Origin of the sequence: Acidaminococcus hominis (assembly GCF_022484025.1) — a bacterium.
GTDB classification, from domain to species: Bacteria; Bacillota; Negativicutes; order Acidaminococcales; family Acidaminococcaceae; genus Acidaminococcus; species Acidaminococcus hominis.
Genome location: NZ_JAKVMG010000001.1, coordinates 842,350 through 868,493, shown reverse-complemented (window position 1 = coordinate 868,493; position 26,144 = coordinate 842,350). Strand labels below are relative to the sequence as shown.

25 protein-coding genes are annotated in these 26,144 nt (G+C 53.5%); 18 read left to right on the top strand and 7 right to left on the bottom strand.

Annotation, left to right across the window (positions count from 1 at the left end; genetic code table 11):
- Window positions 1-115 precede the first annotated feature (115 nt).
- On the bottom strand, window positions 116-433 hold the full coding sequence (locus tag LKE88_RS03655; RefSeq protein ID WP_105325350.1) for an HNH endonuclease: 318 nt from the start codon (window positions 431-433) through the stop codon (window positions 116-118).
- Window positions 434-582: 149 nt separating this feature from the next.
- Here LKE88_RS03655 and LKE88_RS03650 point away from each other — a divergent pair, with 149 nt between their 5' ends.
- Complete coding sequence (locus tag LKE88_RS03650; protein ID WP_105325351.1) at window positions 583-807, top strand: hypothetical protein; 225 nt, start codon at window positions 583-585, stop codon at window positions 805-807.
- Between the two features lie 163 nt (window positions 808-970).
- Here the strand turns inward: LKE88_RS03650 and LKE88_RS03645 are convergent, their stop codons facing one another.
- On the bottom strand, window positions 971-1,846 hold the full coding sequence (locus LKE88_RS03645; protein ID WP_158572368.1) for a LysR family transcriptional regulator: 876 nt from the start codon (window positions 1,844-1,846) through the stop codon (window positions 971-973).
- A gap of 152 nt (window positions 1,847-1,998) precedes the next feature.
- Between LKE88_RS03645 and LKE88_RS03640 the strand changes: the two genes are divergently transcribed.
- Genes LKE88_RS03640 through LKE88_RS03630 form a run of 3 tightly spaced genes read left to right on the top strand, consistent with a single transcriptional unit; the run spans window position 1,999 to window position 4,088 of the window.
- The gene (locus LKE88_RS03640; protein WP_105325353.1) at window positions 1,999-2,979 is read left to right on the top strand and encodes an alpha/beta hydrolase; all 981 of its coding nucleotides are present in this window, start codon (window positions 1,999-2,001) and stop codon (window positions 2,977-2,979) included.
- Between the two features lie 17 nt (window positions 2,980-2,996).
- Entirely contained in the window at window positions 2,997-3,845 is an 849-nt protein-coding gene (locus LKE88_RS03635; protein ID WP_276802778.1) for an aldo/keto reductase, read from the top strand.
- 15 nt (window positions 3,846-3,860) lie between these two features.
- Window positions 3,861-4,088 carry a tautomerase family protein gene (locus LKE88_RS03630; protein WP_105325355.1) on the top strand — a complete coding sequence of 76 codons (228 nt, stop codon included), beginning with the start codon at window positions 3,861-3,863 and terminating at the stop codon, window positions 4,086-4,088.
- Window positions 4,089-5,176: 1,088 nt separating this feature from the next.
- Here LKE88_RS03630 and LKE88_RS03625 read toward each other — a convergent pair.
- Window positions 5,177-5,809, bottom strand: coding sequence for a TetR/AcrR family transcriptional regulator (locus tag LKE88_RS03625; protein WP_105325356.1), 633 nt, complete (start codon window positions 5,807-5,809; stop codon window positions 5,177-5,179).
- A 152-nt stretch (window positions 5,810-5,961) separates the two neighbouring features.
- Between LKE88_RS03625 and LKE88_RS03620 the strand changes: the two genes are divergently transcribed.
- On the top strand, window positions 5,962-6,846 hold the full coding sequence (locus LKE88_RS03620) for a LysR family transcriptional regulator (protein ID WP_105325357.1): 885 nt from the start codon (window positions 5,962-5,964) through the stop codon (window positions 6,844-6,846).
- Between the two features lie 1,116 nt (window positions 6,847-7,962).
- Here the strand turns inward: LKE88_RS03620 and LKE88_RS03615 are convergent.
- Window positions 7,963-8,868, bottom strand: coding sequence for a LysR family transcriptional regulator (locus LKE88_RS03615; protein ID WP_276802776.1), 906 nt, complete (start codon window positions 8,866-8,868; stop codon window positions 7,963-7,965).
- Between the two features lie 209 nt (window positions 8,869-9,077).
- Between LKE88_RS03615 and LKE88_RS03610 the strand changes: the two genes are divergently transcribed.
- The 5 genes from LKE88_RS03610 to LKE88_RS03590 all read left to right on the top strand — a co-directional run bounded on the left by LKE88_RS03610 (window position 9,078) and on the right by LKE88_RS03590 (window position 12,413).
- Window positions 9,078-9,572 (top strand): flavodoxin family protein, encoded by a 495-nt coding sequence (locus tag LKE88_RS03610; protein ID WP_105325359.1) that lies wholly within the window; start codon window positions 9,078-9,080, stop codon window positions 9,570-9,572.
- Window positions 9,569-9,790 carry a hypothetical protein gene (locus tag LKE88_RS03605; protein WP_105325360.1) on the top strand — a complete coding sequence of 74 codons (222 nt, stop codon included), beginning with the start codon at window positions 9,569-9,571 and terminating at the stop codon, window positions 9,788-9,790. Before LKE88_RS03610 ends, LKE88_RS03605 begins: the two co-directional genes overlap by 4 nt.
- Window positions 9,787-10,209 carry a cupin domain-containing protein gene (locus tag LKE88_RS03600; RefSeq protein WP_105325361.1) on the top strand — a complete coding sequence of 141 codons (423 nt, stop codon included), beginning with the start codon at window positions 9,787-9,789 and terminating at the stop codon, window positions 10,207-10,209. The genes LKE88_RS03605 and LKE88_RS03600 overlap by 4 nt, the downstream gene beginning before the upstream one ends.
- A gap of 194 nt (window positions 10,210-10,403) precedes the next feature.
- Window positions 10,404-11,237, top strand: coding sequence for an SDR family oxidoreductase (locus LKE88_RS03595; RefSeq protein WP_105325530.1), 834 nt, complete (start codon window positions 10,404-10,406; stop codon window positions 11,235-11,237).
- 15 nt (window positions 11,238-11,252) lie between these two features.
- The gene (locus LKE88_RS03590; protein ID WP_105325362.1) at window positions 11,253-12,413 is read left to right on the top strand and encodes an iron-containing alcohol dehydrogenase; all 1,161 of its coding nucleotides are present in this window, start codon (window positions 11,253-11,255) and stop codon (window positions 12,411-12,413) included.
- 166 nt (window positions 12,414-12,579) lie between these two features.
- Here the strand turns inward: LKE88_RS03590 and LKE88_RS03585 are convergent, their stop codons facing one another.
- Together LKE88_RS03585 and LKE88_RS03580 are read right to left on the bottom strand one after the other, a co-directional pair.
- Window positions 12,580-13,470, bottom strand: coding sequence for an IS3 family transposase (locus LKE88_RS03585; RefSeq protein ID WP_276803900.1), 891 nt, complete (start codon window positions 13,468-13,470; stop codon window positions 12,580-12,582).
- A gap of 23 nt (window positions 13,471-13,493) precedes the next feature.
- Window positions 13,494-14,255 carry a helix-turn-helix domain-containing protein gene (locus LKE88_RS03580; RefSeq protein WP_105325742.1) on the bottom strand — a complete coding sequence of 254 codons (762 nt, stop codon included), beginning with the start codon at window positions 14,253-14,255 and terminating at the stop codon, window positions 13,494-13,496.
- Between the two features lie 1,533 nt (window positions 14,256-15,788).
- Here LKE88_RS03580 and LKE88_RS03575 point away from each other — a divergent pair.
- The 6 genes from LKE88_RS03575 to LKE88_RS03550 all read left to right on the top strand — a co-directional run bounded on the left by LKE88_RS03575 (window position 15,789) and on the right by LKE88_RS03550 (window position 23,093).
- Window positions 15,789-16,142, top strand: a complete 354-nt coding sequence (locus LKE88_RS03575; RefSeq protein ID WP_118287252.1) for a hypothetical protein — start codon at window positions 15,789-15,791, stop codon at window positions 16,140-16,142.
- Window positions 16,142-18,631, top strand: coding sequence for an Hsp70 family protein (locus LKE88_RS03570; RefSeq protein WP_276802773.1), 2,490 nt, complete (start codon window positions 16,142-16,144; stop codon window positions 18,629-18,631). The genes LKE88_RS03575 and LKE88_RS03570 overlap by 1 nt, the downstream gene beginning before the upstream one ends.
- Before the next feature lie 4 nt (window positions 18,632-18,635).
- Window positions 18,636-19,994, top strand: a complete 1,359-nt coding sequence (locus tag LKE88_RS03565; RefSeq protein WP_118287254.1) for an AAA family ATPase — start codon at window positions 18,636-18,638, stop codon at window positions 19,992-19,994.
- Window positions 19,995-20,017: 23 nt separating this feature from the next.
- Window positions 20,018-21,190: a hypothetical protein gene (locus LKE88_RS03560; RefSeq protein ID WP_105325369.1), complete on the top strand. Its 1,173-nt coding sequence runs from the start codon at window positions 20,018-20,020 to the stop codon at window positions 21,188-21,190.
- Window positions 21,191-21,216: 26 nt separating this feature from the next.
- Window positions 21,217-22,011: a hypothetical protein gene (locus LKE88_RS03555; RefSeq protein WP_105325370.1), complete on the top strand. Its 795-nt coding sequence runs from the start codon at window positions 21,217-21,219 to the stop codon at window positions 22,009-22,011.
- A gap of 146 nt (window positions 22,012-22,157) precedes the next feature.
- On the top strand, window positions 22,158-23,093 hold the full coding sequence (locus tag LKE88_RS03550; protein WP_105325371.1) for a hypothetical protein: 936 nt from the start codon (window positions 22,158-22,160) through the stop codon (window positions 23,091-23,093).
- Between the two features lie 440 nt (window positions 23,094-23,533).
- On the opposite strand, the gene LKE88_RS03545 is transcribed toward LKE88_RS03550, so the two are convergent.
- Window positions 23,534-24,433, bottom strand: coding sequence for a radical SAM mobile pair protein B (locus LKE88_RS03545; protein ID WP_105325372.1), 900 nt, complete (start codon window positions 24,431-24,433; stop codon window positions 23,534-23,536).
- 168 nt (window positions 24,434-24,601) lie between these two features.
- Between LKE88_RS03545 and LKE88_RS03540 the strand changes: the two genes are divergently transcribed.
- Window positions 24,602-24,889, top strand: coding sequence for a putative quinol monooxygenase (locus LKE88_RS03540; protein WP_105325373.1), 288 nt, complete (start codon window positions 24,602-24,604; stop codon window positions 24,887-24,889).
- Window positions 24,890-25,170: 281 nt separating this feature from the next.
- Window positions 25,171-26,124, top strand: coding sequence for an alpha/beta fold hydrolase (locus tag LKE88_RS03535; RefSeq protein WP_105325374.1), 954 nt, complete (start codon window positions 25,171-25,173; stop codon window positions 26,122-26,124).
- Window positions 26,125-26,144 lie beyond the last annotated feature (20 nt).

Here is a 26,144-nt window from a genome sequence, read left to right as displayed (position 1 = left end):
CATTTGCGGCCACCGGCGGCGGGGGTCTTCCGGGTATCTTTTTTTTGAACTCCAGCTTTATTCCCTTTTAGCACTGGGCGTGGACTGTTCCTCCGCCAGCATCATTATCTACCCCTTATTTCCCCAGATCCCGTTTGGCAAGCTCAATTCTGCGGCTGACCAAATCGGGGACGGTGTCGGACAGACTGGCGCCTTTGGAGCGGTTGCAGTGTTTGCAGATGCACTGGAGGTTGCCTCTGGTGTTGTTGCCGCCGTATTTTTGGGGGATAATATGGTCGATGTCCATATCTCCTTTTCTAAAATGTCTGCCGCATTTTTTGCACACGTACCAGCCGTGATTGGAGTCCACGTCTTCGAAGGCTCTGTCCCGATAGCGGCGATCGTTGTTGGTTTCTTTGCTCACGGCTTCTTTGAATGAATCAAAAAATCCCATTTTTTTCTCCTTTCAAATTTCCCCTACAACTGGAATTTTTATAATACTTTTGTTACTATTATAGATAACGAAATCTGAATGTTCAAGAGGTGTCCTGTCAGGGGCAGGGCGGTAATACCTGCTTGAACGGAAATGGGAGGAAATGACAGATGGGCTTTTGGAGTGCAGTAGGTTCTGTGGCCGGTACAGTAGTGCGGGAAGCAGCGGATAGTCTGGAAAGAAAGCAGCAGCGGATTCAGGACTATATGGACCGGTACGACTATTATGATGATGAGCGACTAATCCAGATTTACCGGGACGAGCATGCCGGCTACGAAAGACGGACCGCAGCCGCACGTCTGCTGAAGCAGCGGGGCTACGGCCGGCAGGGGTAAGGGACTTGCTGGCCGGGGAAGTGCATTGCTGCGCGGGCATTCAAAAAAGCAAATATGATGACATCGACAATTCGCAAAGCTCGGAGGCTTAGGATATGCACGCAAAAGGCTGGGACCTATGGGTCCTGGTCTTTTTTTATAGGCCGGCGGTTTTTCTCTTGTTTTAGGCTTGTATTTGCTTTTGTAGGTTGGTCAGGAAGGCTTGGTTCAATCTTGTCAGGGTTTGGCCTGTTTTCCAGATGAGTTTTACGCCAAGGGTTTTTAGGGCTTTCAGAGGGACAAAGGCAAATTCTGCTAATTCCTGGTATTCGGCTTTATCCAGGGTGATGGCGATGCCGATGCCGGAGCGTACCATGGCCAGCATATTATAGTTCATATCGTAATAACCGGCCACACGTATGCCTGGGACGTAGTGGTTCAGGTATTTGCTTAAATCGGATATAACGTCAAGCTGCTGGGGCAGCAGGACGCGGCGGTGCCTCAGGTCCGCGGCAACCAATTCGGGTTTGGCGGCCAGGGGGTCTTTTGCGGGGACTACGGCGCCCCAGTGATTGGTATAGGGCAATTCCAGTGATTCGTAGGGGGACAGGTTGTCGTTGGTCCAGACTACGCCAAAATCCAACAGGCCCAGATCGATGTCACGGAAAATCTTGTCGGAAGCCAGGGTCTGGTAGTCCAGTTTGACGCCCGAATGGTGTTCAATCAAGGGGAGGAGGGCGGAGAGAATCAAGGCATTGACGGCGCCTTCGCCGATGCCGATTCTCAGGGTGCCTGACAGGGATTGGCCTGCCAGGATTTTTTGCTGGGTGTCTTGGGTGAGCCGCAGGATTTCCTGTGCCCGCCGGTAGAGAAAATTGCCATCTTCGGTCAGGGAGATTTCTCTGCGCCCGCGCTGGAACAGGGTGACGCCCAGTTCTTGCTCCAGGTCCATAATCTGCCGGGAGAGGGTGGACTGGGAGATATGCAGCAGCTGGGCTGCTCTGGTAATGCTTTTCTGCTGGACAATGGCAATATAGTATTCTAAAACTCTGATTTCCATAGGAAGGTCCTTTCTACCGTTTTTCTTTAGTGTACCATGACTATTATACATGGTAAAGCATCGAATATAACTGTTTTACATTCTATCGGTCAGCTAATACAATGGAACCATAGAACGTGAAAGAAAATGGTACTGTCCGAAAGGAGTTTGCAATGAATTTAAACACCAAGTATAAAGCAAAATTAACGGAGCAGCTGATGCTGACCCAGGAGTGGGACAAGACTTTCCCCAAAAGCGAACAGGTGGACCAGGCAAAGGTGCAATTCGTGAATCGTTTTGGGATTACTTTGGCGGGGGATTTGTATATGCCCAAGGGGGCTGCGGCAGGGCTGCCGGCGCTGGCGGTGGTGGGCCCCTACGGCGCCGTCAAGGAACAGTCCGGCGGGTATTATGCCCAGAAACTGGCGGAGCGGGGGTTTGTTACCCTGGTTTTTGATCCGTCGTTTACCGGGGAATCCGGCGGCAAGGTGAGAAATATTTCAGCGCCGGATATCAATCTGGAGGATTTTGCCTCTGCCATTGATTATCTGGAAGCCTTGGAGGTGGTGGATAGCAGCCGCATTGGCGTGCTGGGAGTCTGCGGCTGGGGCTGCTATACTTTTCCCCTGGCTGCCATAGATACCCGGGTGAAGGCCGTTGTCAGCGCCACTATGGGGGTATTTGATACGTTCACTAGCGGCAAGGAGCGGCTGGCAGGCCGTCGGGCCTTAAATGAAATTCGCAGCAGACAGGCCCAGGGGGAGGCGGTACCGGTACTGATTACGGTGCCTGACATTACGGTGGATTCCCCAGATTATATGAAAGACTATTATGGTTATTACCGCACGGCTCGGGGTTATCACAAGCGCTCGGTAAATTCTGGTTGCGGTTGGAATCCTACGACTTTCCTGAGCCACTATACCAACGACATTTACGCCTACGCTGACGAAGTGACCCAGCCCTGTCTTTTGGTCCATGGGGACCAGGCCTGGTCCTATCAGCAGTCGGTGAAGATGCTGAAACGACTGACCCAGGCGGCCAGCAAGGAGCTGGTTACCGTAAAGGGGGCCACCCACTGTGACCTTTATGACGGCGGGGACAATGACTATATTCCCTTTGACCGGATTGAAGAATTCCTGAAGCAGAATTTATAGCGGGGAGAGGAGAGCGTATGGAATATAAAGTATTGGCCAACGGCGTGAAGCTGCCCATGGTGGGTTTTTGGGTTTTTCAGGTGGATGAACAGGTTTGTGAACAGGCAGTACTCGATGCCCTGGAAACCGGGTATCGCCATATCGATACGGCCGCAACGTATCTGAACGAGGCGGCTGTAGGCCGGGCCATTGCCAGCAGCGGTATCAAACGGGAAGACCTTTTTATCACCACCAAACTCTGGGTGCAGGACCACGGGTACGAGAATACCAAACGGGTCTTTGCCAAGAGCTTGCAGAAATTAGGGCTGGAGTATTTGGATTTATATCTGATTCACAAGCCCTATGGGGATTATTACGGCGCCTGGCGAGCGCTGGAAGACCTGTACAAGGAAGGCTTAATCCGGGCAATTGGGGTCACCAGTTTCTCCAGTGAGCGCCTGCAGGACCTGTTCCTGCACAATGAGATTAAGCCCATGGTCAATCAGATTGAAACAAATGTCTGGTTCCAAAGAAAGGCGGAAGAAGCGTTTCTGAAGAAGGAAGGCATTGCCCAGGAAGCTTGGGCACCTTTTGCAGAAGGAAAGAACCAGGTATTCCAACAGCCGGTACTCAAGGCAATCGGCAGCAAGTATAACAAAACCGTGGGGCAGGTGATGCTCCGCTGGCTGCTGCAGAGAGGAGTGTCCGTAATTCCGAAAACGGTGAAGAAGGAACGGATGCGGGAGAATCTGGACGTATTCGATTTTGCACTTTCTGACGAAGACCTGCGTGCCATTGCGGCGCTGGATACTGGAAAAAGCACGATTCTTGATGACCAGGATCTGGAAACGGCCAAATGGGTGGGTACTGTCACCTATGATTTATAAAAGGAGGGCAATCATATGCCGTATATTGCAGTGAAAGCATTTCCCAAAGACGAAGAAACCAAGAGAAAAGTAGTGGAACAGATCAATGAGATTTTCCTGAAGACCTGGGGCTGCCCCCAGGAAGCCATCACCATTTCCCTGGAGGAGGTTGCACCGGCGGAATGGAATGAGAAAGTGCGGGAGCCGGAAATACTGCCCAAGCAAAAACATATGCTGATTTTGGATGGGGAAAAGAAGTATTGAGAAGGCTGCGGGGAGAGAATGTCGTATTCCAGAGAACCCCCTGAGAAATAGCTTAGCATTCCAGCTGCGGCCAACTGATTTTAGTCCTATAGGGAAAACTCCCTGAGCGAAAATGCTCAGGGAGTTTTTTTTATGCCAGATTTGAAAATCCCACGCTATACATAGGGTTCTGGTAAGCTTTTACTATACTAAAAAATCCTCCTTCAGTAAAATGAAGATGGCTACCAACCACTTCATTTCGGAAGGAGGATGTCCTAAATGGATATTTCAAGTTTAGCACATACAACATAGCGGTATAAATATCATATTTTTTTGCACCTAAATACAGACGCCTGGTGATTAGGCCAAATCTGTAAGGGGCCGCAGCGGTATTGGCGCTGACTGCGGAGTGTAGTACTGTGGGAACCCCATCCTGGCCGCGCTTTACTCTTGGGGCGCGGCCTTTCCTTCCCCTTCTACAGTGCGCGATGCGGCGCACTGTTAAGGGGAAGGCAAATGGCCGGGGGCCGAAATGATAGGGCTGAACTTCAACCCTCACAAAAAAACGACTTGCGAACTGTTGGGCTCGCAAGTCGTTTTGGATGTTCTTTATAACCGTATCTTAATAAACTTCCTCAGTCAGTCCTGCGGACTGACGGCCCCTACACGCTTGCAGGGGCCAGTCTTAGGCCTATACGAGTCATGTGCATAACGGGTATAGCAAGGCAACATAATTCGTAAATACCGGCACTATCCTGGTCTCTCACTTGACCAGTAGCGGTATAGAATGCTTCCTGAGTGGTTCGCCGTGCTCCGTTCTCCTTCGTCCTGCGGGTTCGGCTCACGGACGGCTATCACATAGGTCGCATATACCAAATGTCCTCGGGAAAATGCATTGACATTTGGATGCGACCGTAAAGCGTGTAGGAAGTGGCACCGGTAGGTGCCGATAGAAGTTTTATTATTTCACATACAGTGCGCGGAGCGGCGCACTGTTAAGGGGAAGGCAAATGGCCGGGGGGCCGAAATGATAGGGTTGAACCTCAACCCTCACAAAAAACGACTTGCGAACTGTTGGGCTCGCAAGTCGTTTTGGGTTTTTCTTATATTTATTCGTCGTCTTCGTCTATATCTGCGTTTGGTAGGGTATTTTCTCCCGTAATGGTCAGGTGTTCTTTTTCGGCGCTGTGGACGCCTTCCAAGAAGACCAGGATGGCCAGGTTGTAGCTTTCTTCGATATCTACGGTAAAGTAGGTGAAGTAGCCTGCGCGTTCTTGGTTGATGAAGCCGTGCAGGATGGCCCGGAATACTCTCTGGAGGTGTTTCATGCGGTTTTCTTCCAGGGAGAAGGTCTTCAATACTTTGACCACGGGTTCGGTGACCATGGAAACGGCGGTTTGGAGGATTTCGTTTTCCGAGGTGGGGATTTCCATAATCAGGGCATACAGGGCATGGTGCTTTTTGGCAAATTTCCGGTAGGCCTGGGCCAGGGCTATGACGGCTTCGTCCCGTTCTTTCCGGCCGATGGCCTGCATCATTTTGGTATGCTGGGTGTTCAGGGCATACAGTCCTACCTCGGTGATCAGGGCATCCAGGTTATCATAATGCTTGTACAGGGAGGCGGTTTTCACGCCCAGGGTGTCCGCCAGCAGTTTCATGGTGAATCCTTTGATTCCGGTGTCTTCAATAATCTTAATGGCGTTTTGCAGGATAATTCCTTTTGTCAGGCCTTTATGATACATGATGCTCCCCTCCTTAGGCAGGCTTTTTCTTTTATTCTAATGCTAAGAGGGATAACTTGTCAAATTTTCTCAAAATTGCAGTTTTGTCTTCCTAAAATTGTTCCATACGCTATATAATATGGTTATAATTATTATTGTCAGGAGGCGCTCCTATGGAACTACGCACTCTTCAATATTTTTTGGCCATTGCCCAGGAAGAAAATATGACCCGGGCGGCGGCTCAGCTGCACGTTTCTCAGCCGTCCTTGTCCCGGCAGCTGGCTCAGTTGGAACGGCAGTACAAGGTGCAGCTATTTATACGGGATAAGCATCGGCTGATTCTTACGGATGCTGGGCGGCTGCTGCGGCGGCGGGCCCAGGAGATGCTGCTTCTGGCGGACAAGGCGGAGCAGGAGCTATTGGGGAATCATTTGGTAGCGGGAAATATCAGTTTTGGCTGCGGGGAAACCAAGAATGTGGCGGTGCTGTCCCAGCATATGGCGGCGTTTGGCCGGATACATCCAGAGGTGACGTTTTCGCTATTTACCTTGATTGCTGACGAGGTAAAAGACCGGCTGGCCAATGGGACCTTGGATTTTGGCCTGGTGCTGGAGCCGGTGGATATCAGCACCTACAATTATCTTCAGTATCCTATTCCGGAGTCCTGGTGCGTGCTGGTGCGGAAGGATTGCCCGCTGGCGGCCAAAGAGGTGGTAACGCCGGAGGATCTGATAGGGTATCCTCTGATTATGGCTCAGCGCCGTTCGGTGCGCAACGAACTGGAGCATTGGTTCGGCCCTGCTTTTCCTCAGGTGCATATTTGGGTCACCAGCAATCTGTCCTACAGCAATCGGTCCCTGATGGTGAAAAATGGCCTGGGGGTGGCACTGGCCCACGAATTTGAGGGCATGGATCCGGAGCTGCGGCAGATTCCGCTCTCTCCGGGGTTGATAGACCAGACGTACCTGGTGTGGAACAAGTACCAGGAATTGTCTCCGGCGGTGGGGGCTTTTGTGGATTATGCCCGGCAGCAGTTGGAAGGGACGGGAGATGAATAGGGGCGGTAGCCCTAAAGCTTTTAGGCGTATAAGCAAAGGTGCGGTGAGAAAGGAAACTTTTTGAGTTAGAGTTGCACTATGCTTGGTAAAACTTCCTCAGTCATCCCTGCGGGCTGACAGCCCCTTAGTGGTTCGCCGTATTCCAGTCATTTTCGTCTTTCAGACTCAATTCCTGGACGGCTATCGCATGGCTCGCGTGTACCAAACAGCTTCTAGAATATCTGTGACGCTGTTTGGACGCGACCGCAACGCTTGAAGGGGCCGGTCTTAGGCCCATACTGGTCATGTGCTAAATGGGGTTAGTGCAGGAATGTAGGTGGTTGCCCCATCCTGCAATGCCTGCGGCATTGCTTCCTTCCCCGCCTTGGAATGTTGTTGGGCGGAGAAGGCAGGCGGCCGGGGGCCGCTAATACCATGGGTGGGCCCTTCGGCGGTTGGTGCGGTCTGCAAACTTCCTGGTGATGGTGCGGAGAATCCTCGCTCAGTCCTTTTTTAATATCTGTGCGGTCGGCAGGGGCTAGTACTGATGCAGGGTTTTGAGAAGCAATCACAGAAAATTTGCCCGTGGGCAAATTTTTGCTGGAGAAAACTCGGTACCGGATTTTTGGTCGTGCGGTCGGCGGAGTGTAGTGCGGGGCCGAATTATAAACTTCCTCAGTCATCCCTGCGGGCTGACAGCCCCTTCACGTTTGAAGGGGCCGGTCTTAGGCCCATACTGGTCATGTGCGAAACGAGTATAGGAAAAGAAGTCATAGTACGTAGAGAAGTGCAATAACCCTCTTTGTCATTTGACCAGTAGGTGAATGGAATGCTTTCTGAGTGGTTCGCCGTGCTCCGTCCTCCTTCACCCTGGGGGCTTGCTTCTTGGGCTGCTATCACATGGCTCGCGTGTACCAAACAGCTTCTAGAATATCTGTGACGCTGTTTGGACGCGACCGCAACGCTTGAAGGAGGCATACAAGGCCTCAACTGGTCAACTATTGGTTGAATTGTAGCATTAGTATCGATAAGCTGTGAAACTATGATTGGTTTGAAGGGACCTAATAAGGAAGAAACGGATGGTTTTGGCTCTGCAATTGGCAGGGTCAGAATCATCCGTTTTTGTTTAGGTTTGCTTTATTCTTTTTTGCTGTTTTCCTGCTGGCACAGGGCTTTCAGGCTGTCCAAGAACAGCTGGCTGGTTTTGGACAGGAGGCGGTATTTTTTCCAGACGACTACGGCGTGGATTTCCATGGGGGGATCCAGGGGGATGAATTTCATTCCGGGGTCGTACTGGGAGGGGAGGTCGCCTACGCAAAAGGCGTTGGCGACCTGGGCTTTTACCAGGTGGGAGGCGTTGCCCAGCAGCTCATTGCGGCCTACAATATTCAGGTCATCGGCGCTGAGCTGGCCTCTAGCCCAGCGGACCAGGTCGAAATTCCGGGTTTTGTACCGGGCGGGGTAGAGCAGGGGCATATTCTTCAGGTCCTCGGGGGTGATTTTATCCAACTTGGACCAGGGGCTGCCCTGCCAGGTAAAGATGCCCATACGGTCGCAGCCTGGCAGCCGGAGGGATTCGTATTTGGTAATATTGATGGGTTCCAGGAGCACGCCAAAATCAAACAGGCCGTGTTCCAGTTTTTCTTCGATGGTATCGGCATTGCCGGTGGAAAATTCACAGGTAATGGCCGGGTACTGCTGGTGGAGCTGGCTGAACAGCTGGGCAATCCAGTGCATCAGGTGGGTTTCTCCTGCTCCGATGCGGATGCAGCCGTTGATTTCTACTTCATCGTTTTTCAGTTCTTCTTCTGTCTGGGACACCAGGGACAGAATTTCTTCCGCTCGCTGGCGCAGGTGCATACCTTCCTCGGTGAGAATGGTGCTGCGGTTGCTGCGGATGAAGAGCTGTTTGCCCAGTTCCCGTTCCAGGTCGGCAATCTGCCGGGACAGGGTGGGCTGGGTTACGTGGAGCACATTGGCGGCTTCCGTTATATTTTCTTCCCGGGCAACGGCCAGGAAATAATATAGGGTACGTAGTTCCATATCTTCACCTTCTATAAAGAGTTCACTGTTTTCTTATATTGTACTTGTTTTAGGGCGGAAACACAATACGCAAATTGTATACTGAAAAGTGCAGAATAAGCATTTTACATCATTTTGCCCACTTGGTATCATGATAGGGAAGAAACGCTGCCTTTTGCAAAGCAGCAGTATCTGGCCCCCGGGGGCCAGCTTCAGGGAGAAGAAAATCTATGAAAAAGCTGTTGATTGTATATTATTCCTGGTCCTGCGGGAACACCAAGCGGATTGCAGAGCTGCTGCAAAAGGAAACGGGCGGAGCGCTGCAGCGGCTGGAAACAGTAGTGCCCTATGAGGGTTCTTATAATGACGTGGTGGCCCAGGGCCAAAGGGAAGTGAACCGGCATTACCAGCCGGCCTTGAAACCGCTGGAAAAGGATCCTAAGGACTATGATATTATTGTGCTGGGTACGCCTACCTGGTGGTATACCATGGCGCCGGCCATGAGCACGTTCCTGGCGGAGCATTCCCTGGCAGGAAAAACGGTGGTGCCCTTCAGTACCCACGGGGGCTGGCCGGGACACGCCATTAAAGACCTGGAAGGGGCGGCCAAGGGGGCCAAGTGCCTGCTGCCTAAGGAAGTGCAGTTTGACTCCACCGGCGGGGATCAATTGATCACCCCGGAGAAGGAACTGGAGGCCTGGTGCAGGGAGGTGGCGGCGCTGTGACGCAGGAATGGGATAAGGTCCGGCAGAATCTGGCGGACGCCGGGTGCCCGGACTCTTTTGTGGCCACCTATCAGGTGCTGGAAAACACGGAGGAAAAGATTTCCTCTCTGCGCCGGTACCGGCGGGAACTATTGGGAAAAATCCATGACGAACAGAAAAAACTGGACTGCCTGGATTATCTGATTTATACCTTACAGAAAGAAGGAAAAACAGAATGACAACTTTGGAAGACATCAAGAAGGAAAGCCCCTTTGCTATGGGGGGAGAGAATGTGGATTATGCCAAGTTTTTTGACGGCACCAGCTATTTGAATATGCTGTCCCTGAAGCAAGTGGTGGTGGGCAACGTGACTTTTGAACCGGGCTGCCGGAACCATTGGCACATCCATCACGCCACCAAGGGCGGCGGCCAGATTCTGCTGGTAACCGCTGGCCGGGGCTATTACCAGGAATGGGGCAAGCCGGCCCAGGAACTGAAACCGGGCGATGTGGTGAATATTCCTGCCGGGGTGAAGCATTGGCACGGGGCTGCTCCTGACTCTGCTTTCCAGCATCTGGCCATTGAAGTGCCGGGAGAAGGCACCAGCAATGAATGGTGCGAGGCTGTGGATGAAGAGGAATATAAGAAGTTGAAATAAGAATTGAATAAAATCCTGACTGGGGAAGTGGTCTCCAGTCAGGATTTTTTAAATCAGGATTTTTGGTTTAGGATTAAGCATTAGAAAAACTTATCAAATACGCCGGAAAGTCGAATTGCTCCTGGGAATTCTGCTTTATATAATTAAGGCAAGAATACAAAGGGAAGCAGGATTCCCAGAAGGAGTATAGAATGATGGATAAAGAAGTAATGCTTGTGACCGGCGCTGGACAGATTAGCATGGCCATTGCCCGGAGAGTGGGGTATGGCAAGAAAATCGTCATGGGCGACAAAAATATAGAAAATGCCAAGGCCATTGCCCAGATTATGAACGGGGCGGGGTATGACGTGGAGGTGCTGGAGATGGACCTGTCTTCCCGGGAGTCCATCCGGCGGCTGATTGCCAAGGGGCAGGAGTATGGGCCCATTACCCGGCTGGTGAATGGGGCGGGGGTATCGCCCTCCCAGGCACCTATTGAAGCCATCCTGAAAGTGGATTTGTACGGCACGGCGGTGCTTCTCGAGGAAGTGGGCAAGGTGATTGCTCCTGGGGGCTGCGGGGTGACCATTTCCAGCCAATCGGGCTGGCGGATGCCCCAGCTGACGCCGGAGGAGGACCGGGCTCTGGCCACGGCCCCCACGGAAGAACTGCTGCAGTTGGACCTGCTCCAGCCGGGCAATATCCGGGATACGCTGCACGCCTACCAGCTGGCCAAGCGCTGCAACGAAAAGCGGGTTATGGGACAGGCGGTGGAATGGGGGAAACGGGGCGCCCGGATTAACGCCATTGCTCCGGGGATTATTGTGACGCCTTTGGCCCTGGATGAATTTAACGGGCCCCGGGGAGATTTCTATAAGAATATGTTTGCCAAGTGCCCGGCAGGCCGCCCGGGGACTGCGGACGAAGTGGCCAATGTGGCCGAGCTGTTGCTGAGTGAACGGGCTGCCTTTATTACGGGGTCCACTTTTTTGATGGACGGGGGCGCTACGGCTTCCTATTATTACGGACCCTTGCAGCCGAAAGCTTAAAAAGGAGAGGATAGCATGAATGCTTTTACGTATCAATACAATACGAAAGTCCTGTTTGGAGAAGCTTCTGCGGTAAAGAACCTGCCGGCAGAACTGGCCAAGGTGGGGAAGACGGTGCTTTTGGCCTACGGCGGCGGTTCTATCAAACGGAACGGCATTTACCAGGAACTGCTGGGGCTGCTCCAGCAGGCGGGCAAGCAGGTGGTGGAATTTACGGGTATTATGTCCAACCCTACCTACGCCAAGGTGCAGGAAGGGGCGGCGCTGGCCAGAGACCGGAAGGTGGACTTTATTCTGGCCGTGGGCGGCGGCTCCGTGCTGGACTGCTGCAAGGTGGTATCGGCCCAGGCCAAGCTGGACGGGGACCTGTGGGACTACGAATACAGTGAGAAGAAGGTGCCCACGGAGTTCATTCCCATGGGGGCAGTGGTGACTTCCTTTGGCACTGGGGCAGAAATGAACAACGGGGCGGTCATCACCCACACGGACAAGAAGGTGAAGGGCGCTCTGTGGGGGGCTTTCTACAGCTTTGCAGTGCTGGATCCACTGTACACCAAGACCATGCCCTTTAGTCAGGTGGCTTCTGGGTCTTTTGATTCCCTGAGCCACTGCATGGAAACGTACATGGGTACGCCCCGGAGCACCAACCTGAGCGATGAAATCAACGAGGCCTGCCAGCGCAGCATTATCCGGAACCTGCGGGCCAGCGTGCAAAATCACGAGGATATGCAGGCCAGAAGTGAGCTGCTGTGGGCGGCGGCCATGGCGGAAAACGGTATGCTGAAACTGGGCAAAGTCACGGACTTTCAGGCTCATATGCTGGAACACCAGCTGGGAGCCTACACGGACTGCAACCACGGCCAGGGGCTGGCGGTAATCCACCCGGTGCTGTACCGGCATATGCTGGCAGAAGGGGCGGAGCAGTTTGCCCGGCTGGCGGTGAATGTGTGGGGTGTAGACCCGGCGGGGAAGACCCAGGCTGAATTGGCCCAGGCTTTTGTGGAGGCTCTAGGGGCTTTCATCAAAGAAGTGGGGCTGCCTACCAGTTTTGCCCAAATGGGCATTCCGGCGGACACCGACTGGAAGGCCATTGCGGACAGTACGGTGCTCACCGGCGGCTGCTGCAAGCGGTTTGGAAAGGAAGAGCTGCTGGCGGTGCTGGAGGAGTGTAAGTAAGGTAGTTTGTGCGGTCTGCGGACTTCCTGGCGATGGTGCGGGGAATCCCCGAGCGGTTCGCTGGCCAGAAATGATGGGGTTAAACCTCATCCGTCGCCTTGCGGCGCCACCTTCTCCACCCTGGTGTGCTCCCCGTCAAGTAGACAGTTCCTAATAATATAAACCTCTACGCCGCCATTTGGTAGCTATTATGTTTTTGCATAGGGGTCAAACGGCCCAAATTCCGCTGCAAACGGCCACTGTTGTAATACTCCATGTAGTTATTAATCATCGTTACCAAAGCTTTACGGCTGTCGAAGTCACGAGTATAGTACCGTTCTCTTTTCAGCATGCCCCAGAAGCCTTCCATCGGGCCATTATCAATGCATTTTCCTATCCGTGACATACTCTGCGTCATACCAGCATCTAGAATCATCTTGCGGAAATCCCTGCAGGTGTATTGGAATCCCCGGTCAGAGTGAAACAGGGGATGCGCGCCAGGGTTTTTCAACAATGCCTTATTGAAGGTATTGAATACCAAATTTTTATCGTTCCGGTTGCTTATCACATAGGAAACAATTCGTCTGTCATACAGGTCAATAATCGCGCTCAGATATACCTTATGCACAACTACCCCCTCATAGTAGTGAAATTCTGAGACGTCAGTACACCATTTCTGGTTAGGGGCATCGGCTTTAAATTCCCTATTCAAGATATTTTCTGCAATGTATGCAGGATCTATTGCACGCTGGGTGCAGCCCTTAGGGGCATATTTAATCGTAGACTTTATATTTATCACTCGACAAAGATGAAGAACGCGACCGTCACCAATTGCTATTGGTTTCGTGTCAGGATAGATCTTCTTATTTGGGGCTCGTAAGTCATTAGCTATTCGTCTGTACCCTTTAGCTGGGTCAGCCTTGTATATCTCTTCTATTCTTTTAGCAATTTCCTTGTCGTCAATTTCGCGTGCTGAAGGCTCTCTATGAAGCCATTTGTAGTAGCCGGCCCGGGACACTTTTCCCAATTTGCACAGGCCAAGAATAGGGTAATTCTTTTCAGCGTGCAGTTCTTTAATGGCTTCATAAATGGCTCCATATCTTATTTGTGTGAATCCCGCCTCCTTTCCACAATATCGAGTTTTTTTAGGAAATCAATCTCCATATCCTTGGCTTTGAGTTTTGCATTAGCCAGTTTGAGTTCAGCTTTCATACACTCATATTCTGTAGGGGCTTCTTCAGGGACTTCTACTGGCTTCCTGTGTCCGCGCCCATCTATGAGTCCTTCGGTATTGTACTTATTATATTTTAAGACGTAATTTCTGACTTGCTGGTAGGAAACCTTAAACTTTTCAGCGGTTTCATGGTAAGCATTCCCGTTTTCAATGCAGTATTTTACGATTTCAACGCGCTCGTCAAAGGTCGTTTGTCTAGCTTTAGTCATGATCTTGGCACCTCCAGTACCCGAACTTTTTAGTTCCTCATGACTATTATACTTCTTTAACCAGTCTCTGATTTGACGAGAACTTTTTAATCCGTATTTTTGTACCAGCTGGGACATAGTCGTTTCGCCCTTAAGATATTCCTCTACGCATTGGATCTTAAGATCAGCAGAATAACTTTTAACCTGTCTTTTGTTAAATACCTCAGGACCATTTCCTATATATTCATCTACCCAATACTGTACTGCTTTCCAGTGAACCCCTAACCTTTTTGCAGAAACCATTGGTGATTCTTCATGAGCAAGAACAGCTTTGACAGCCTTTAATTTATCCTCTGCACTGACTTTCGATATAGACATTTTACATACTCTCCTTTCAACGAATCCAGGAGGTTTAACTATATGCCAGTCTACTTTATTCATAGCATACCACCCTTGCAGAAGGCTTACTGAGCCACTACTGGTCAGCTGTCAACGAAAGGCTATTGCAGCGAATTTGGATGTGAGCGCAGCAGCTGCGTCCTACGGACTTGCTTTGCAGGCCGCTATCACAGGGGTCGTATATTCCATTTCTCAGCGGCACAGCCTTGAAAAATGGATACGATTCCCAAAGGGTTGGAGCTTTGGGCGCCCTTTGGGCGACTTGAGGTGAAAAGCGTAATGTGTGGTTTAAACTTCTATCGTCACCTTGCGGTGACACTTCCTGAGCGGTTCGCCGTACTCCAGTCAGTTTCGCCTACAGGGCTCACTTCCTGGACGGCTATCGCATGGACCTTATTAACCAAACAGCCACTTGCAGAATTTGTTGGGCTGTTTGGATGCGGCCGCAACGTTTGCAGGAAGCGTTCAGGGCCACCACTGGTCGTGTGCTTGCTAGGGCTAGTGCAGGAATGTAGGTAGTTGCCCCAACCCGGCATTGCTGGAGGCAATGCCGACCTTCCCCGCCTTGGAATGTTGTTGTGCGGAGAAGGCAGGCGGCCGGAGGCCGGAAATGATGGGGTTAAACCTCAGCCGTCGCCTGATTTCTGGAAAAACTTCTTCCGTCAGCCTATCGGCTGCCACCCCCTTCACGCTTGAAGGGGGCTTTAAAGGAAAATGCGACACCTTCTCAGTGGTTCGCTGCATTCCAATCAGCTGCGTCCTAACGGACTTGCTTCTTGGGCAGCTATCACATGGGTCGCGTATACCAAATATCTTTTGGGTAACTTGCGACGATATTTGGACGCGACCGCAACGCTTGCAGAAGGCTTACTAAGCCACTACTGGTCAGCTGCTAAAAAGGGGCTAGTGCTAAGAATTAGGTAGTGCATTAGCCCGCTGGGCATCTTGGTGGGGCCCATCCGAGGCGCTGTGCGCCCCACCTTCCCGCACTTCCGCGCCCCCTCTGCGCCTCTAATAGCTTTGGAATAGGCGCATCTCCCCCATTTCAGCCGTTTCCACGGCGAAATGGAGGAGACGAGTGTTGGTGCGGGAAGGCAGGCGGCCAGGAGGCCGCAAATGTTGGGGTGACCCGCTGGGTATGCCAATTTTGCTTTCTTGGAGGTATTTCTTCCAGCTGGCGACCATCACAAAGCTTTGGCACCCCGGTATTTTGACCTAATAGCAATTGCATATCGAATAGGAAACAAACCTGATTGAGGGTATTACCTCGGTCGGGTTTGTTTTTTTATGGGGTGGAAAGGGAAATTATATTAGGCTGGGAAAGTGGGAGTTTTATGGTACAGGGATTCTGCTATACTGAAAGTAATTGGAATTTTGCTGGGGCCAATGGAAAATTGTTGGTTTGAAGCGATTGTTGAAAGGAAATGGTGTAGGTAAGCACTGCGGGCAAGATATGCGAGTAAGAAATGCGAGTAAGAAATGCAACCAAGCAATGCAAACCAAGCGCTGCAAGCAGGGTTGTAAGTAAAAATGCAGGAAAGGTCTGCAAATTTAAAAGCAGGGGAAGGGATTTAAATGTCTGAGCTGGAAGGGGCGTTTATTCAGGTAATCTTGGAATCTTGGCGTTTTGCCAAGGGCTACTCAAAGTTGGTGGAGAAATTGGACCTGTTGGAGCGGCAGAAGTACCGGGGGCGGTATGACTGGTACCTGCGGAAGCTGCGGGAGCAGGCGGAAAGGGCGGGGTTTGTGCTGAAGGAATATGACGAGGGTACGGTCTATGACCCGGGTATGGCGGTAAAGGCGCTGAATGCGGACGAATTTCCGGAAGGAACGTCTCTTGTGGTGGAACAGATGGTGGAGCCTATTATTTTGCGAACAGATGGGCAACTTGTTAAGCTTGGAACTATTTTGGTGAGGGGGAAGGCATAATGGCTATTTATGTGGGAATTGATTTGGGGACGACCAACAGTGCAATTTGTACTTATGATGGGAAACATACGCAGGTGTGGAAGAGCCCGGAGCAAAATGATGTGACGCCGTCCGCCATTTATATTGACCGCCGGGGCAATACCCAATATGGGCAGCGGGCCTATAATGCGGCGCCGATGGCACCGGGGAACGCAGCTACGTTGTTCAAGCGATTCATGGGCACCAGCACCAAGATTGCTTTTCCTGCGGTGCATATCGAGAAGACACCGGAGGAATGCTCGGCGGAAATTCTGAAGGTGCTGTACGGGTATTTGTCCGGCAAGGTGGACGAGGCTGACATTCAGGGGATTGTGATTACGGTGCCGGCAGCGTTTAACCAGATGCAGAAAACGGCCACCATGAAGGCGGCGGAGTTGGCTGGCTTTAGCAAGGTTGCGCTGATGCAGGAACCGGTGGCGGCTGTCATGAACATCATGGAGCAGGAAAAATCCGATGGAACGTTCCTGGTCTACGACCTGGGCGGGGGAACGCTGGATATTGCCATTGCGGAAAGTGTGGCGGGGAAGGTAAACCTCATTGCCCACGGGGGCATTGCCATGTGCGGGGGACGGGATTTTGACCGGACACTGGTGGACAATGTGGTGAAGCCCTGGCTGCGGGAAAATTTCAAGCTGCCGGAGGAACTGCTGCAAAAACAGAACAACCGGCTGATGCGTATGGCGGCCTGGGCTGCGGAAAAGGCCAAGATGGAACTGTCCGCCAATGAAGAAGCCACTATTACTTTGTCGGAAATGGAGCTGAATGTCCGGGACCAGGAAGATGCGGAAGTCTATCTGGACATTCCCATTACCCGGAAGAGATATGATGCCTTGATCGATAAACGCATTAGGGAAACGGTGGAGGCGGCCCGGGAAGCCATTGGCAAGGCCGGTCTGCGGCCGGAAGATATTGCCAAAATTGTCTTTATTGGGGGCCCCACCAACTACAAGCCGCTGCGGGATAAGGTTTCCTTTGAGCTGGGCATTCCCGGCAGCACCGATGTGAACCCGATGACGGCGGTAGCGGAAGGGGCCAGCATTTTTGCGGAGTCCATTGACTGGAGCACAGCTGAGCACGCCAGAAAGGGGAACCGGGGCCAGGTGAATGTGGGTAGCGGCCTGGATTTGCAGTTTGTGTACATTGCCCGGACCTCCGATAATCGGACCAAGGTGGCGGCCAAGGTCCTGGGAGGCAATGTGCAGGGTATGCAGTTCCAGGTGGACAGCTTGGATACGGGCTGGTCCTCCGGCCGGGTGCCTCTGGAAAACGGCAAAATCGTGGAAGTGCCTCTGTCGGAAAGCGGGGACAATCATTTTAAGGTGTTCGTATTTGCTCCCAACGGGGGGCTGGTCCCCATTGAAAAAGACCAGATTACCATTACCAAGACGGCGGCTACCATTGTGGGCATTCCTGCTTCTCATTCCATTGCGGCCATTGTGCTGGACAAGGTGGGCGGGGAGCAGGTGCTGGACTTCCTGGTGAAGGCTGGGGAATCCCTGCCCAAGGAAGGGACGAAAATCTACCGGGCGGCAGAAACCCTGCGTTCCGGGGCCAATAAGTCCTTGAACTTCAACCTGGTGGAAGGGGAGATTGCCCACCCGGTAACGGACAACCGGCCCATTGGGTATTTGCAGATTACCGGGGACGATTTTGACGATGATGTGATTCCTGCTGGGGCGGAACTGGAATTTCACTATAAGGTACTGGATTCGGGGATGCTGGTGGCCTCGGTGGCGGTGCCCAGCATTGGAGCGTCCTTTGCGGCCAAGAATTTCTATACTACCGCAGGGAAGACGCCGGACTTTGGCAAGGCCTCGCCCAAGGTGGACGCAGATGCCAAGGAGCTGCTGCAGCGGATTGATACCTTGGAGCAGCAGGTGCAGGATCCCCTCTTGGAAGAAGCCCGGGAAAAGGCCGTGCAGGCCCGGGAACTGAACCACAGTACGGAAAGTGCGGAAGATGTGGGGGAAGCCTGGAACACCATTTATGAGGTGAAAAAGCTGCTGGCCCAGACCCGGGAACGGAATCTGACGAAAATCCGGGAAGGGGAACTGGCGGACAATGTCCGGGATTATGCCGACCAGATCCAGCGGTACGCCCAGCCCAGCGAACAGGCACGGTTTGAGGCGCTCAAGAAAAATGCCGAAAGCTGTCTGGAAAATCCCGATAATGAATTTGATTTGACCCTTCAGAAAATGAGCTCTCTGAAAGTGAATATCCTGTGGCGGCAGGATTGGTTCGTCGTAGGCATGTTTAATGAAATGGTAAAAAATCCGGGCCAGTTTACGGATCGGAGCAAATTCCAGGCCCTGCAAAAACAGGGTGAGCAGTTTAAGCAGCAGGACCGGATTGAACAGCTGCGCAATGTGGTGTTCGAGTTGTTCCGGCTGCTGCCCAGCCGGGGAGATAGCGGAGCTGTTTACCGGCTGGTGAATATTATTCGGGGGTGAGGAGATGCAAAACCCATGGCTTCCCAGGGGGTATCAGGTCCTGGGTACGGCTGCGGCTGAGCTCCTGATGGGCGGGCCCCAGTGGCAGCTGTACAGGACCGCTGCGGGGGACGTTCTGCTGCTGGCCCTGGAGGAGCTGGCCGGGCGCTGGCTGAAAAGCGGGCTGCTGCCCCAAAATCAGGGGGAAGCCGTTTCTCTGGGGCGCAGCAGGGCCTGGGCCTTTAGGGACAGCCGCATCGTTCCGTTGGAGAACTGTACGGAGGCCTGGGAACTGCCGGAAGTACTGGACCTATGCCGGGCCCTAAAGCGCAGCCGGCAGCTGGAAAAGGACGCTGGTTTTCAGGACGCCCTGTACCTGGAGCAGGCCGGAGTTCTGCTGCCCCTGTGGACGGGGCGCGTAGCGGTGCCCGATGCACAGGTGCTGGGGCGGGTTCTCACTGGGGGCGTGGACGTGGCGGTAACGGACTTTGCACGGCTGTCCGCCCTGTGCCCGGACCTGACCCAGGGGGCTTGGCAGGAACTGGTGCAGGCTGCGGGCCTTGCGGTGCCGCTGCCAGCCCAGCAGGCGGTGGAAGTCTCTCCGCAGGGGGCAGAAGGCTCCCCACAGGAAAGTAGAAAGTACCCGGAGGGGGACTTTGCGCTGCCTGGGCGGCCGCAGCTGGAGAAATTTTTTAACGAGCATATTATTGATCTTGTGAAGCATCCTGAAGCCTATAGAAGAATGGGCATCACGTTTCCTACGGCCGTACTTTTGTATGGCCCGCCGGGCTGTGGTAAGACCTATGCGGTGGACCGGCTGGTGGAATATCTGGGGTGGCCCCGCTATTCCATTGATTCCGCCAGTGTGGGAAGTCCCTACATCCACGAGACCAGCAAGCGGATTGGGGAGGTTTTTGCACTGGCTAAGGCCCACGCTCCTGCGGTGGTGGTCATTGACGAAATGGAAGCCTTTGTTTCCAGCCGGGACCGGGCGGGCAGCAATCTCCACCAGGTGGAAGAGGTGGACGAGTTCCTGCGGCAGCTGCCGGAAGCGGCGGCTCACCAGGTGCTGGTTCTGGCTATGACCAACCGGCTGGACCTGATTGATGCAGCGGTCCGGAGAACCGGGCGGTTTGACCATTTGGTGGAGGTGGGAATGCCCAGTGAGGCAGAGGTGGCGTCTCTGGTGCAGGCGCTCCTCAAAAAACGGCCGGTAAGCCCGGAGCTGGACACCCGGGAACTGGTACGCACGATGGCAGGGCGGCCCCTGTCGGATACGGACTATGTGATCCGGGAGGCGGCCCGCCTGGCTGCCAAAAACAAGAAGACGGAAATTGATCAGGCCTGCCTGAACGAAGCCCTGTTGGGGCGCCGGCAGGAATAAGCGATAAGAAAGCAGGGAAGAAAATGAGCTTATGGGAAAGTCCTTTTTACCTGCTCCAGGTAGCAACAGAGACCCGGAAGACGGCCATTCTCAGTGCAGCGGAGGAACGGGAGCTGCTCCAGGGGGATGGCACGGCCCGGGAACTGGCCAACCGACTGACCAATCCTGGCCTGCGGCTGGAAGAGGAAGTGGCCTGGCTGCCCGGGGTCAGTGCCCAGGAAACGGCGTCCATTTTGCAGCAGGTAAAAGCAGCCCCGCGGAAGGAGCCCCAAAGTGCAGCCCTCAGCAGAAGCAGTGACCTGTACTGCGCCAAGGCCAATGTGCTGGCGCAGCGGGTGGCAGAGGAAGGGCCGGGGGCAGAAAACCTGACGGATATGGGGCTTTTGATGCAGTATACGGAGCGTATTGTCCCGGAAAAATTAATGGAACAGATCAACCAGAACCGGCGGGCGGCGGGGCTTCCGGCCGTAGAGTCGGTGGCCAAAGTGAAGCAGGCCCTGGAAAAGCAGCAGCGGGAATGGGTGAGGCTGTGCAAACTGGCTTTGGACCGGTATCAGTCCGAACATATCGGACTGGGGCTGGGGATGCTGCTGGAGCTTTTGACCAAAAAACGGTCCCAGCGGGCACCCCAACTGGCCTACAGTCTGGTAGATGCCTACGAGGTGGAGGCCCAGGGCTTTTTTGCCGCGGCTACGCCGGCGCTGCGGGAGCTGGTGCGCTACACCAGCAAACGGGCAGGGGAAGACGTTTCCCAGGTGGAGCTGGCCTATTTGCTGGGGCATTTGCTGCGGCTGACCTATACCTGGGAAAAGCTTGCCCAGCCGTTGGAACTGGCCAAGGAAAGCCGGCTGCAGGATGACCGGCAAAGCCGGCAGGTGGCGGTGGACCTTTGCACAATCTCTGCCAAGCTGCTGATGGCGGCTGCCCGGGAACCGGGGACCAAACTGGTTTTCTGGGCGGATGCGCTGATTTTTTTGGCAGGGCTCAAGGTGATCGCCTTGGACGGGGATTTTCTCCAGAACCGGGCCCGGAATGAACTGGCGGCTTTACAGAAGCTGACGCTCTCCGGGGTCAGTTTGCCTAGCCGGAAGGCAGCGGTGGCGCAAACCCAAGGGGTAATTTTTCAATTTATGCAGCAGAAACAGCTGCAGGGGAATATGACCCAGGAAATCCAGGAAATTGTGAACACGCTCTAAAGGGCCGGCAAAGGAGAGAACGCAGTATGGCAACGGGATTTAAAGGCTTGAATGATCTGGGAAAAGTACTGGCGGCCCAGGAGAAGAGCATTATGCGTAACGCTCAAAAGCGAGCCTTGGAGGATCGGCAGACTGCCGGGAATACGCAGCAAACCCAACTGGCGGCGAGGGGGACGGCACCGGTGGCTTCCAACGCCGGAGCGGGTGCCCCAAGCAGGGGACTGGGGACCAAGCCTGCGGTGAGGGTCCAAAAGCGGGTGGATTACGATGATGATGAGCCCTTGTTGTTTCGGGTGGTGTGGAAATTTATTGCTTTCTTAGCTGGTGCACTTGTCCTACTATGTTGTTTGGGCCTGTTTTTTGGAGGTATAGCACATCATGCAACTGAGTCTCAGCAGCAGAACGTGCAGCAGCAGAAATCGGCGCCCAAAGCTGCACCAGCTCCTAAAAAAGATGAGTATGCAGCTTTCCACAAGATGGTTGGCAATATGCATTTTTATGATGCGCAGGCCGATAATTTGGCAGCAAAGGTAGATCATTATCAGGGTGACCTAGGAAGAGCAGAAAATCTTTATGATGAAGCGGTCAGAATCGCAGACTCAGTAAAGGCGTTACAGAAAGAACTGGATGGTATCAAATGCCCTTCGAAAAATGATAAGATTCGCTTGAACAATCTTTTGGTTCTTATCAATAATCGGGTTGTAGGAAGAGCCAATGCCATTGCAGCAGCCAGCAAGGGACAAAGCCCTGTTGGGGAATTTGCCAAAGGGAGACAGGCAAATGCGGATTTTCAGGCAGAATTGAAAAAATCCAAGTTTTGAAGCCGAAAGAAAATGTGCAGGAGCAAACTTATAGAAGCTGGTGGGGCTTCAGTTGTGCATAAGCAGCAGCCGACTGAGTATAGCAAACAGTAAAGCAAGGGGGTTTCAGACAAGTTCCGAAGGCCCGCAAAAGGGGGGAGAGCAGCATGGCAACGGGATTTAAAGGGTTGAACGACCTGGGAAAAGTACTGGCGGCGCAGGAAAAGAGCATTGTGCAGAGTGCCCAAAAGCGGGCCTCGGAGGAGCGGCAGGCTGACGGGAATACGCAGCAAACCCAGCTGGAGGCGAGGGGAACGGGATCTGCGGCAGTAAGCGCTGGAGCGGCTACCAGCAGGGGACTGGGGAACAAGCCTGGGGTGAGGGTCCAAAAGCGGGTGGCTTACGAGGAAGATGAGCCTTGGGCGTTTCGGCCCCTGAGGAACTTTACGATTTTTGTGGCTGCGTGTTTTGTACTGATGTATGGGGTTATCAGCTTTTATGGACCTGAGCAGGATTATGGCTCTGAACCCCAGCAGAAGACCGTGCAGCAGCAGAAACCGGCGTCAAAACCGGCTCCGGCACCAGAACCGAAACCGGAACCAGAGCCCACGCCAGAGCCGGATCCAGCGCCGCCCCCTAACCCGTTTCCGCCGCTGGAGCAAACCCTGCCCCAGAACGGGGTGGAGCTCCCACCGGCCGAGCCTGAACCGTCGTCGCCCCAAACGTATTTTGAGTTTGACGGGTATGTGGATACGCTGGAGTCGTTGAACCGGGAAGCAGAGGACCTGGCGTTTGAGATGGATTTCAACCAACCCTGGAAGTATGCCGATATAGAGCGCTGGTATGCCCAGGCAGAGGATATTGCGGACCGGGCGCTGCGCTGCCGGGATGATCTGGATTTTGTGGATTGCCCTTCCGAGGAGGCCCGGGCGGAATTGCAGAACCTGTTTGTGCTTGTGAACAATAAGGTGGTGAACCGGGCCAATGCCCTGGGCGCCTACAGCCAGCAGCAGTCGCCGAATCTGGACCTGTGGGACGCGGAAGATGCGGATAACCAGTACAGGAATCAGTATGATGATTTTAGTTTGGAGTATGAGTATTGAAGGGGTAGATAACAAGCCATTGGTGCGGTCAGCGAACTGTTGGTGTGGACGGGCCCATCCCCCTTCCTAGCGTCAGACACCTTCCCGCACTTCCGTGCCCCCTCTGCGCCTCTAGTAGCTTTGAAATAGGCGCATCTCCCCCATTTCAGCCGTTTCCACGGCGAAATGGAGGAGACGAGGGGTGCGGGAAGGCAAGCGGCCGGCGGCCGCAAAAACTGGAAAATACCTGATTAAACTTTTGCACTGCCTCTGCCAGTTCTTTTCTGAGAAAACTCTGCTATAGCTGAAAATGTTGCAATAAAAAACTTGCGAAATCTCGTTTGGGTTCGCAAGTTTTTTCGTTATGCAGGGTTAGTAAGTAGTGCATATTTGCAGGGGTTGTAAGTGGTGTTTGTATGCAATGTTTATGTGCAGTGTACGTAGGATGGTGTCTGCGGCTGTCAGGGGCGGGGTGGTTTATTGGGCTTTGGGGCGTTCTTTTTGATTTGTTCGTGGTAGAAGTAGTTGACCAAAAGGGGTGGGGCGTCAAAGGGGCGGGTGAGGCTGTCGTCATTTCTTACGTAGTCCAGGCCGGCTTTTGCGGCGTAGGCCCTGCATTCCTGGTCCAGGGCTTCCCAATAGCTTTTGACGCCTTTTTGGTAGATTTCCTGGTATAGGGGCAGGAGGTGGGGATATTGCTTCTCGATATAGCGGAGAATGGTGGTTTTGTAGCTTCCCCGGAGGTTCAGGTTTTCCAGCCAAATCAGCTGACAGTGGTCTCGGGCGCGTTCTATAATGGCTTTTACATCGGTGATGCCGGGGAAAATAGGGGAGATAAAGCAGGTGGTGCGGATGCCGGCCCGGTGGAAGGCTTCCATAGCGGCCAGACGGCGTTCTATGCTGGGGGCCCGGTCCATGGCCTTCTGGAAGGTTTCGTCCAGGGTGTTGATGGACCAGGAGACCCGAGCGTCCGGAAAGGTTTTAATCAGGTCCAGGTCCCGGAGAATCAGGTCGCTTTTGGTGGCAATGGAAAGGCGGGCGCCGCTGCCCTGGAGCTGGGTGAGCAGGGCCCGGGTACGGCCGTATTTTGCTTCTTCGGGCAGGTAGGGGTCGGTTACGGAGCCCAGGAAGATTTCTTTGCCGGCGTATTTTTCGGGGTGCTTGAGCTCAGACCAGTATTTCACGTCCAGGAAGGTGCCCCAGGGCTCGGGGTGGCCGGTGAAACGTTTCATGAAGGAGGCGTAGCAATACAGGCAGCCGTGGGTGCAGCCTACGTAGGGGTTGGCGGCGTATTCGCAGACGGGCAGGTTGGATTTGGAGAGGATGCTTTTGACGGGGATTTCCCGGAGAAGTAGGGTCATGGGGGAGGCTCCTTTCTGGAAAGCAATAAACGGTATTTCTCTCAGTATAGCATAGCTGCTGTGGGTTTCAGGGGAAAAGTCTTGACAGGAGGGAAAATTTGGAATACCATAACCCTAGAGAAGAAATGTAATAAATTACATGACAATAAAATTAAAGGAGGCAGCAGTATGCTTGCAGTATTTGCCAAATGTATTGTACAAAAAGGTCAGGAAGGGGAATTCTTGAAGCTGGCCCATGCGCTGGCGGAAAAAAGCCGGGAGGAAGCAAAGAATGTCAGCTATGATGTGCTGACGGATCCTCAAGGCACGGACAATGCCTATTATTTCCTGGAAAAATGGCAGGACAAGGCGGGGCTGGACCTGCATATGCAGCAGCAATATTTTGTGGATACCATTGCCGCTGTGGGCAAAATCTCCGAAGGGGACCTGGAAATTCACCTGTACGAAACGGTGTGAGGACCGTGACGGAAGAAAAGATCCGGAAATCACCAAGCTGCTGGGCAGCGAAACCTGGCTGCGCATTCTCCAGTGGCTGAAGGCGGCGAATCAGAATTTTCCGCCGCCCAGCTGCGAAGGGACGGGGTCTGCGGCCAGGGCTTTCAGGAGAAGGCGGACCGGGCTGTTAACCTTCCCGCGGTGGGGGAAGTGAACCTATTAGCGGCGCAATGAGGCTGGGATTCAGGCCTAGGTGGAGCATCTTGGAAAGCAACTGTAGAAATACTGAAAGAAGGCTTAGTATGGGACTTTTACGGAAAACGGCTCTTTTGCTGGGGCTGACGGTATGTTTGGCAGGGACGGGCATGGCCTCTGCGGCGCAGGCGGAAAAGGCACCTTCTGGTCTCCGGTATTTTATGCAAAAGCCGGGGGTAAAGGGCAGCAGTACGCCCTACGGCAATAATCTGAAGCAGGGCCATTATATCCAGGCCGGGGACGCCAAGCTGTACTACGAGGTGTACGGGACGCCCGAAACCGGGTCCCCAGTTTTCGTTTTTCATGGGGGCGGGGTGGGTACGCCCTACGAAATGGGCGGCCTGATTGATAAGCTGCGCCCCAACCATCAGGTGATTGTGGTTTCTACCCGGGGTCACGGCCGCTCGGAAATAGGCCACACGCCGCTTACCTATGAGCAGAAGGCCCAGGATATGCTGACGGTGATGCGCACCGTCACTAGGCGGCCGGCCACCCTGCTGGGGTTCAGCGATGGGGCCTATACGGCCTATGAAGTGGCGGTGCTGGCGCCCCAGGCGGTGGACCGGCTTGTGGCCATCGGGGCGGGGACGCTGAAAGCGGGGTACTTCAAACCGGGACTTACGGTGGAAGACCTGCGGAAAACCGACCCGGCTTTTGTGGAGCAGCAGCTGGGGCTGATGCCGGAGCCGGAGCGGTACCAGGAATTTCTCACCAACTATATGCAGTTCTGGAGCAAGCTGCACGTAGGGAAGGAGACCTTTGGGTCCATCCAGTGCCCGGTGCTGCTGATCGTAGGGGACGAGGACGACCATGCGCCGGTGGCGACGGTACTGGAAGCCCACCAGCTGCTTCCCAACTCCCGGCTGTGCGTAGTGCCCAAGGCCTGGCATACGGCCTTTTTGGACAACTTCCAGGTAACCTGGGACGCCATCCACCCCTTTGTGGAGGCGGAGCGCAGCAGTCTGGTGTCCAGCAAAAAGCTGCCTCAAAATAACCAGTAGAAGCCATAGGCCGAGGAACA

Excerpts from the sequence above, each read along its gene's own strand:
- LKE88_RS03655 (WP_105325350.1), bottom strand. The coding sequence starts at position 433 with ATGGGATTTTTTGATTCATTCAAAGAAGCCGTGAGCAAAGAAACCAAC.
- LKE88_RS03650 (WP_105325351.1), top strand. The coding sequence starts at position 583 with ATGGGCTTTTGGAGTGCAGTAGGTTCTGTGGCCGGTACAGTAGTGCGG.
- LKE88_RS03645 (WP_158572368.1), bottom strand. The coding sequence starts at position 1,846 with ATGGAAATCAGAGTTTTAGAATACTATATTGCCATTGTCCAGCAGAAA.
- LKE88_RS03640 (WP_105325353.1), top strand. The coding sequence starts at position 1,999 with ATGAATTTAAACACCAAGTATAAAGCAAAATTAACGGAGCAGCTGATG.
- LKE88_RS03635 (WP_276802778.1), top strand. The coding sequence starts at position 2,997 with ATGGAATATAAAGTATTGGCCAACGGCGTGAAGCTGCCCATGGTGGGT.
- LKE88_RS03630 (WP_105325355.1), top strand. The coding sequence starts at position 3,861 with ATGCCGTATATTGCAGTGAAAGCATTTCCCAAAGACGAAGAAACCAAG.
- LKE88_RS03625 (WP_105325356.1), bottom strand. The coding sequence starts at position 5,809 with ATGTATCATAAAGGCCTGACAAAAGGAATTATCCTGCAAAACGCCATT.
- LKE88_RS03620 (WP_105325357.1), top strand. The coding sequence starts at position 5,962 with ATGGAACTACGCACTCTTCAATATTTTTTGGCCATTGCCCAGGAAGAA.
- LKE88_RS03615 (WP_276802776.1), bottom strand. The coding sequence starts at position 8,868 with ATGGAACTACGTACCCTATATTATTTCCTGGCCGTTGCCCGGGAAGAA.
- LKE88_RS03610 (WP_105325359.1), top strand. The coding sequence starts at position 9,078 with ATGAAAAAGCTGTTGATTGTATATTATTCCTGGTCCTGCGGGAACACC.
- LKE88_RS03600 (WP_105325361.1), top strand. The coding sequence starts at position 9,787 with ATGACAACTTTGGAAGACATCAAGAAGGAAAGCCCCTTTGCTATGGGG.
- LKE88_RS03595 (WP_105325530.1), top strand. The coding sequence starts at position 10,404 with ATGGATAAAGAAGTAATGCTTGTGACCGGCGCTGGACAGATTAGCATG.
- LKE88_RS03590 (WP_105325362.1), top strand. The coding sequence starts at position 11,253 with ATGAATGCTTTTACGTATCAATACAATACGAAAGTCCTGTTTGGAGAA.
- LKE88_RS03580 (WP_105325742.1), bottom strand. The coding sequence starts at position 14,255 with ATGAATAAAGTAGACTGGCATATAGTTAAACCTCCTGGATTCGTTGAA.
- LKE88_RS03575 (WP_118287252.1), top strand. The coding sequence starts at position 15,789 with ATGTCTGAGCTGGAAGGGGCGTTTATTCAGGTAATCTTGGAATCTTGG.
- LKE88_RS03570 (WP_276802773.1), top strand. The coding sequence starts at position 16,142 with ATGGCTATTTATGTGGGAATTGATTTGGGGACGACCAACAGTGCAATT.
- LKE88_RS03565 (WP_118287254.1), top strand. The coding sequence starts at position 18,636 with ATGCAAAACCCATGGCTTCCCAGGGGGTATCAGGTCCTGGGTACGGCT.
- LKE88_RS03560 (WP_105325369.1), top strand. The coding sequence starts at position 20,018 with ATGAGCTTATGGGAAAGTCCTTTTTACCTGCTCCAGGTAGCAACAGAG.
- LKE88_RS03555 (WP_105325370.1), top strand. The coding sequence starts at position 21,217 with ATGGCAACGGGATTTAAAGGCTTGAATGATCTGGGAAAAGTACTGGCG.
- LKE88_RS03550 (WP_105325371.1), top strand. The coding sequence starts at position 22,158 with ATGGCAACGGGATTTAAAGGGTTGAACGACCTGGGAAAAGTACTGGCG.
- LKE88_RS03545 (WP_105325372.1), bottom strand. The coding sequence starts at position 24,433 with ATGACCCTACTTCTCCGGGAAATCCCCGTCAAAAGCATCCTCTCCAAA.
- LKE88_RS03540 (WP_105325373.1), top strand. The coding sequence starts at position 24,602 with ATGCTTGCAGTATTTGCCAAATGTATTGTACAAAAAGGTCAGGAAGGG.
- LKE88_RS03535 (WP_105325374.1), top strand. The coding sequence starts at position 25,171 with ATGGGACTTTTACGGAAAACGGCTCTTTTGCTGGGGCTGACGGTATGT.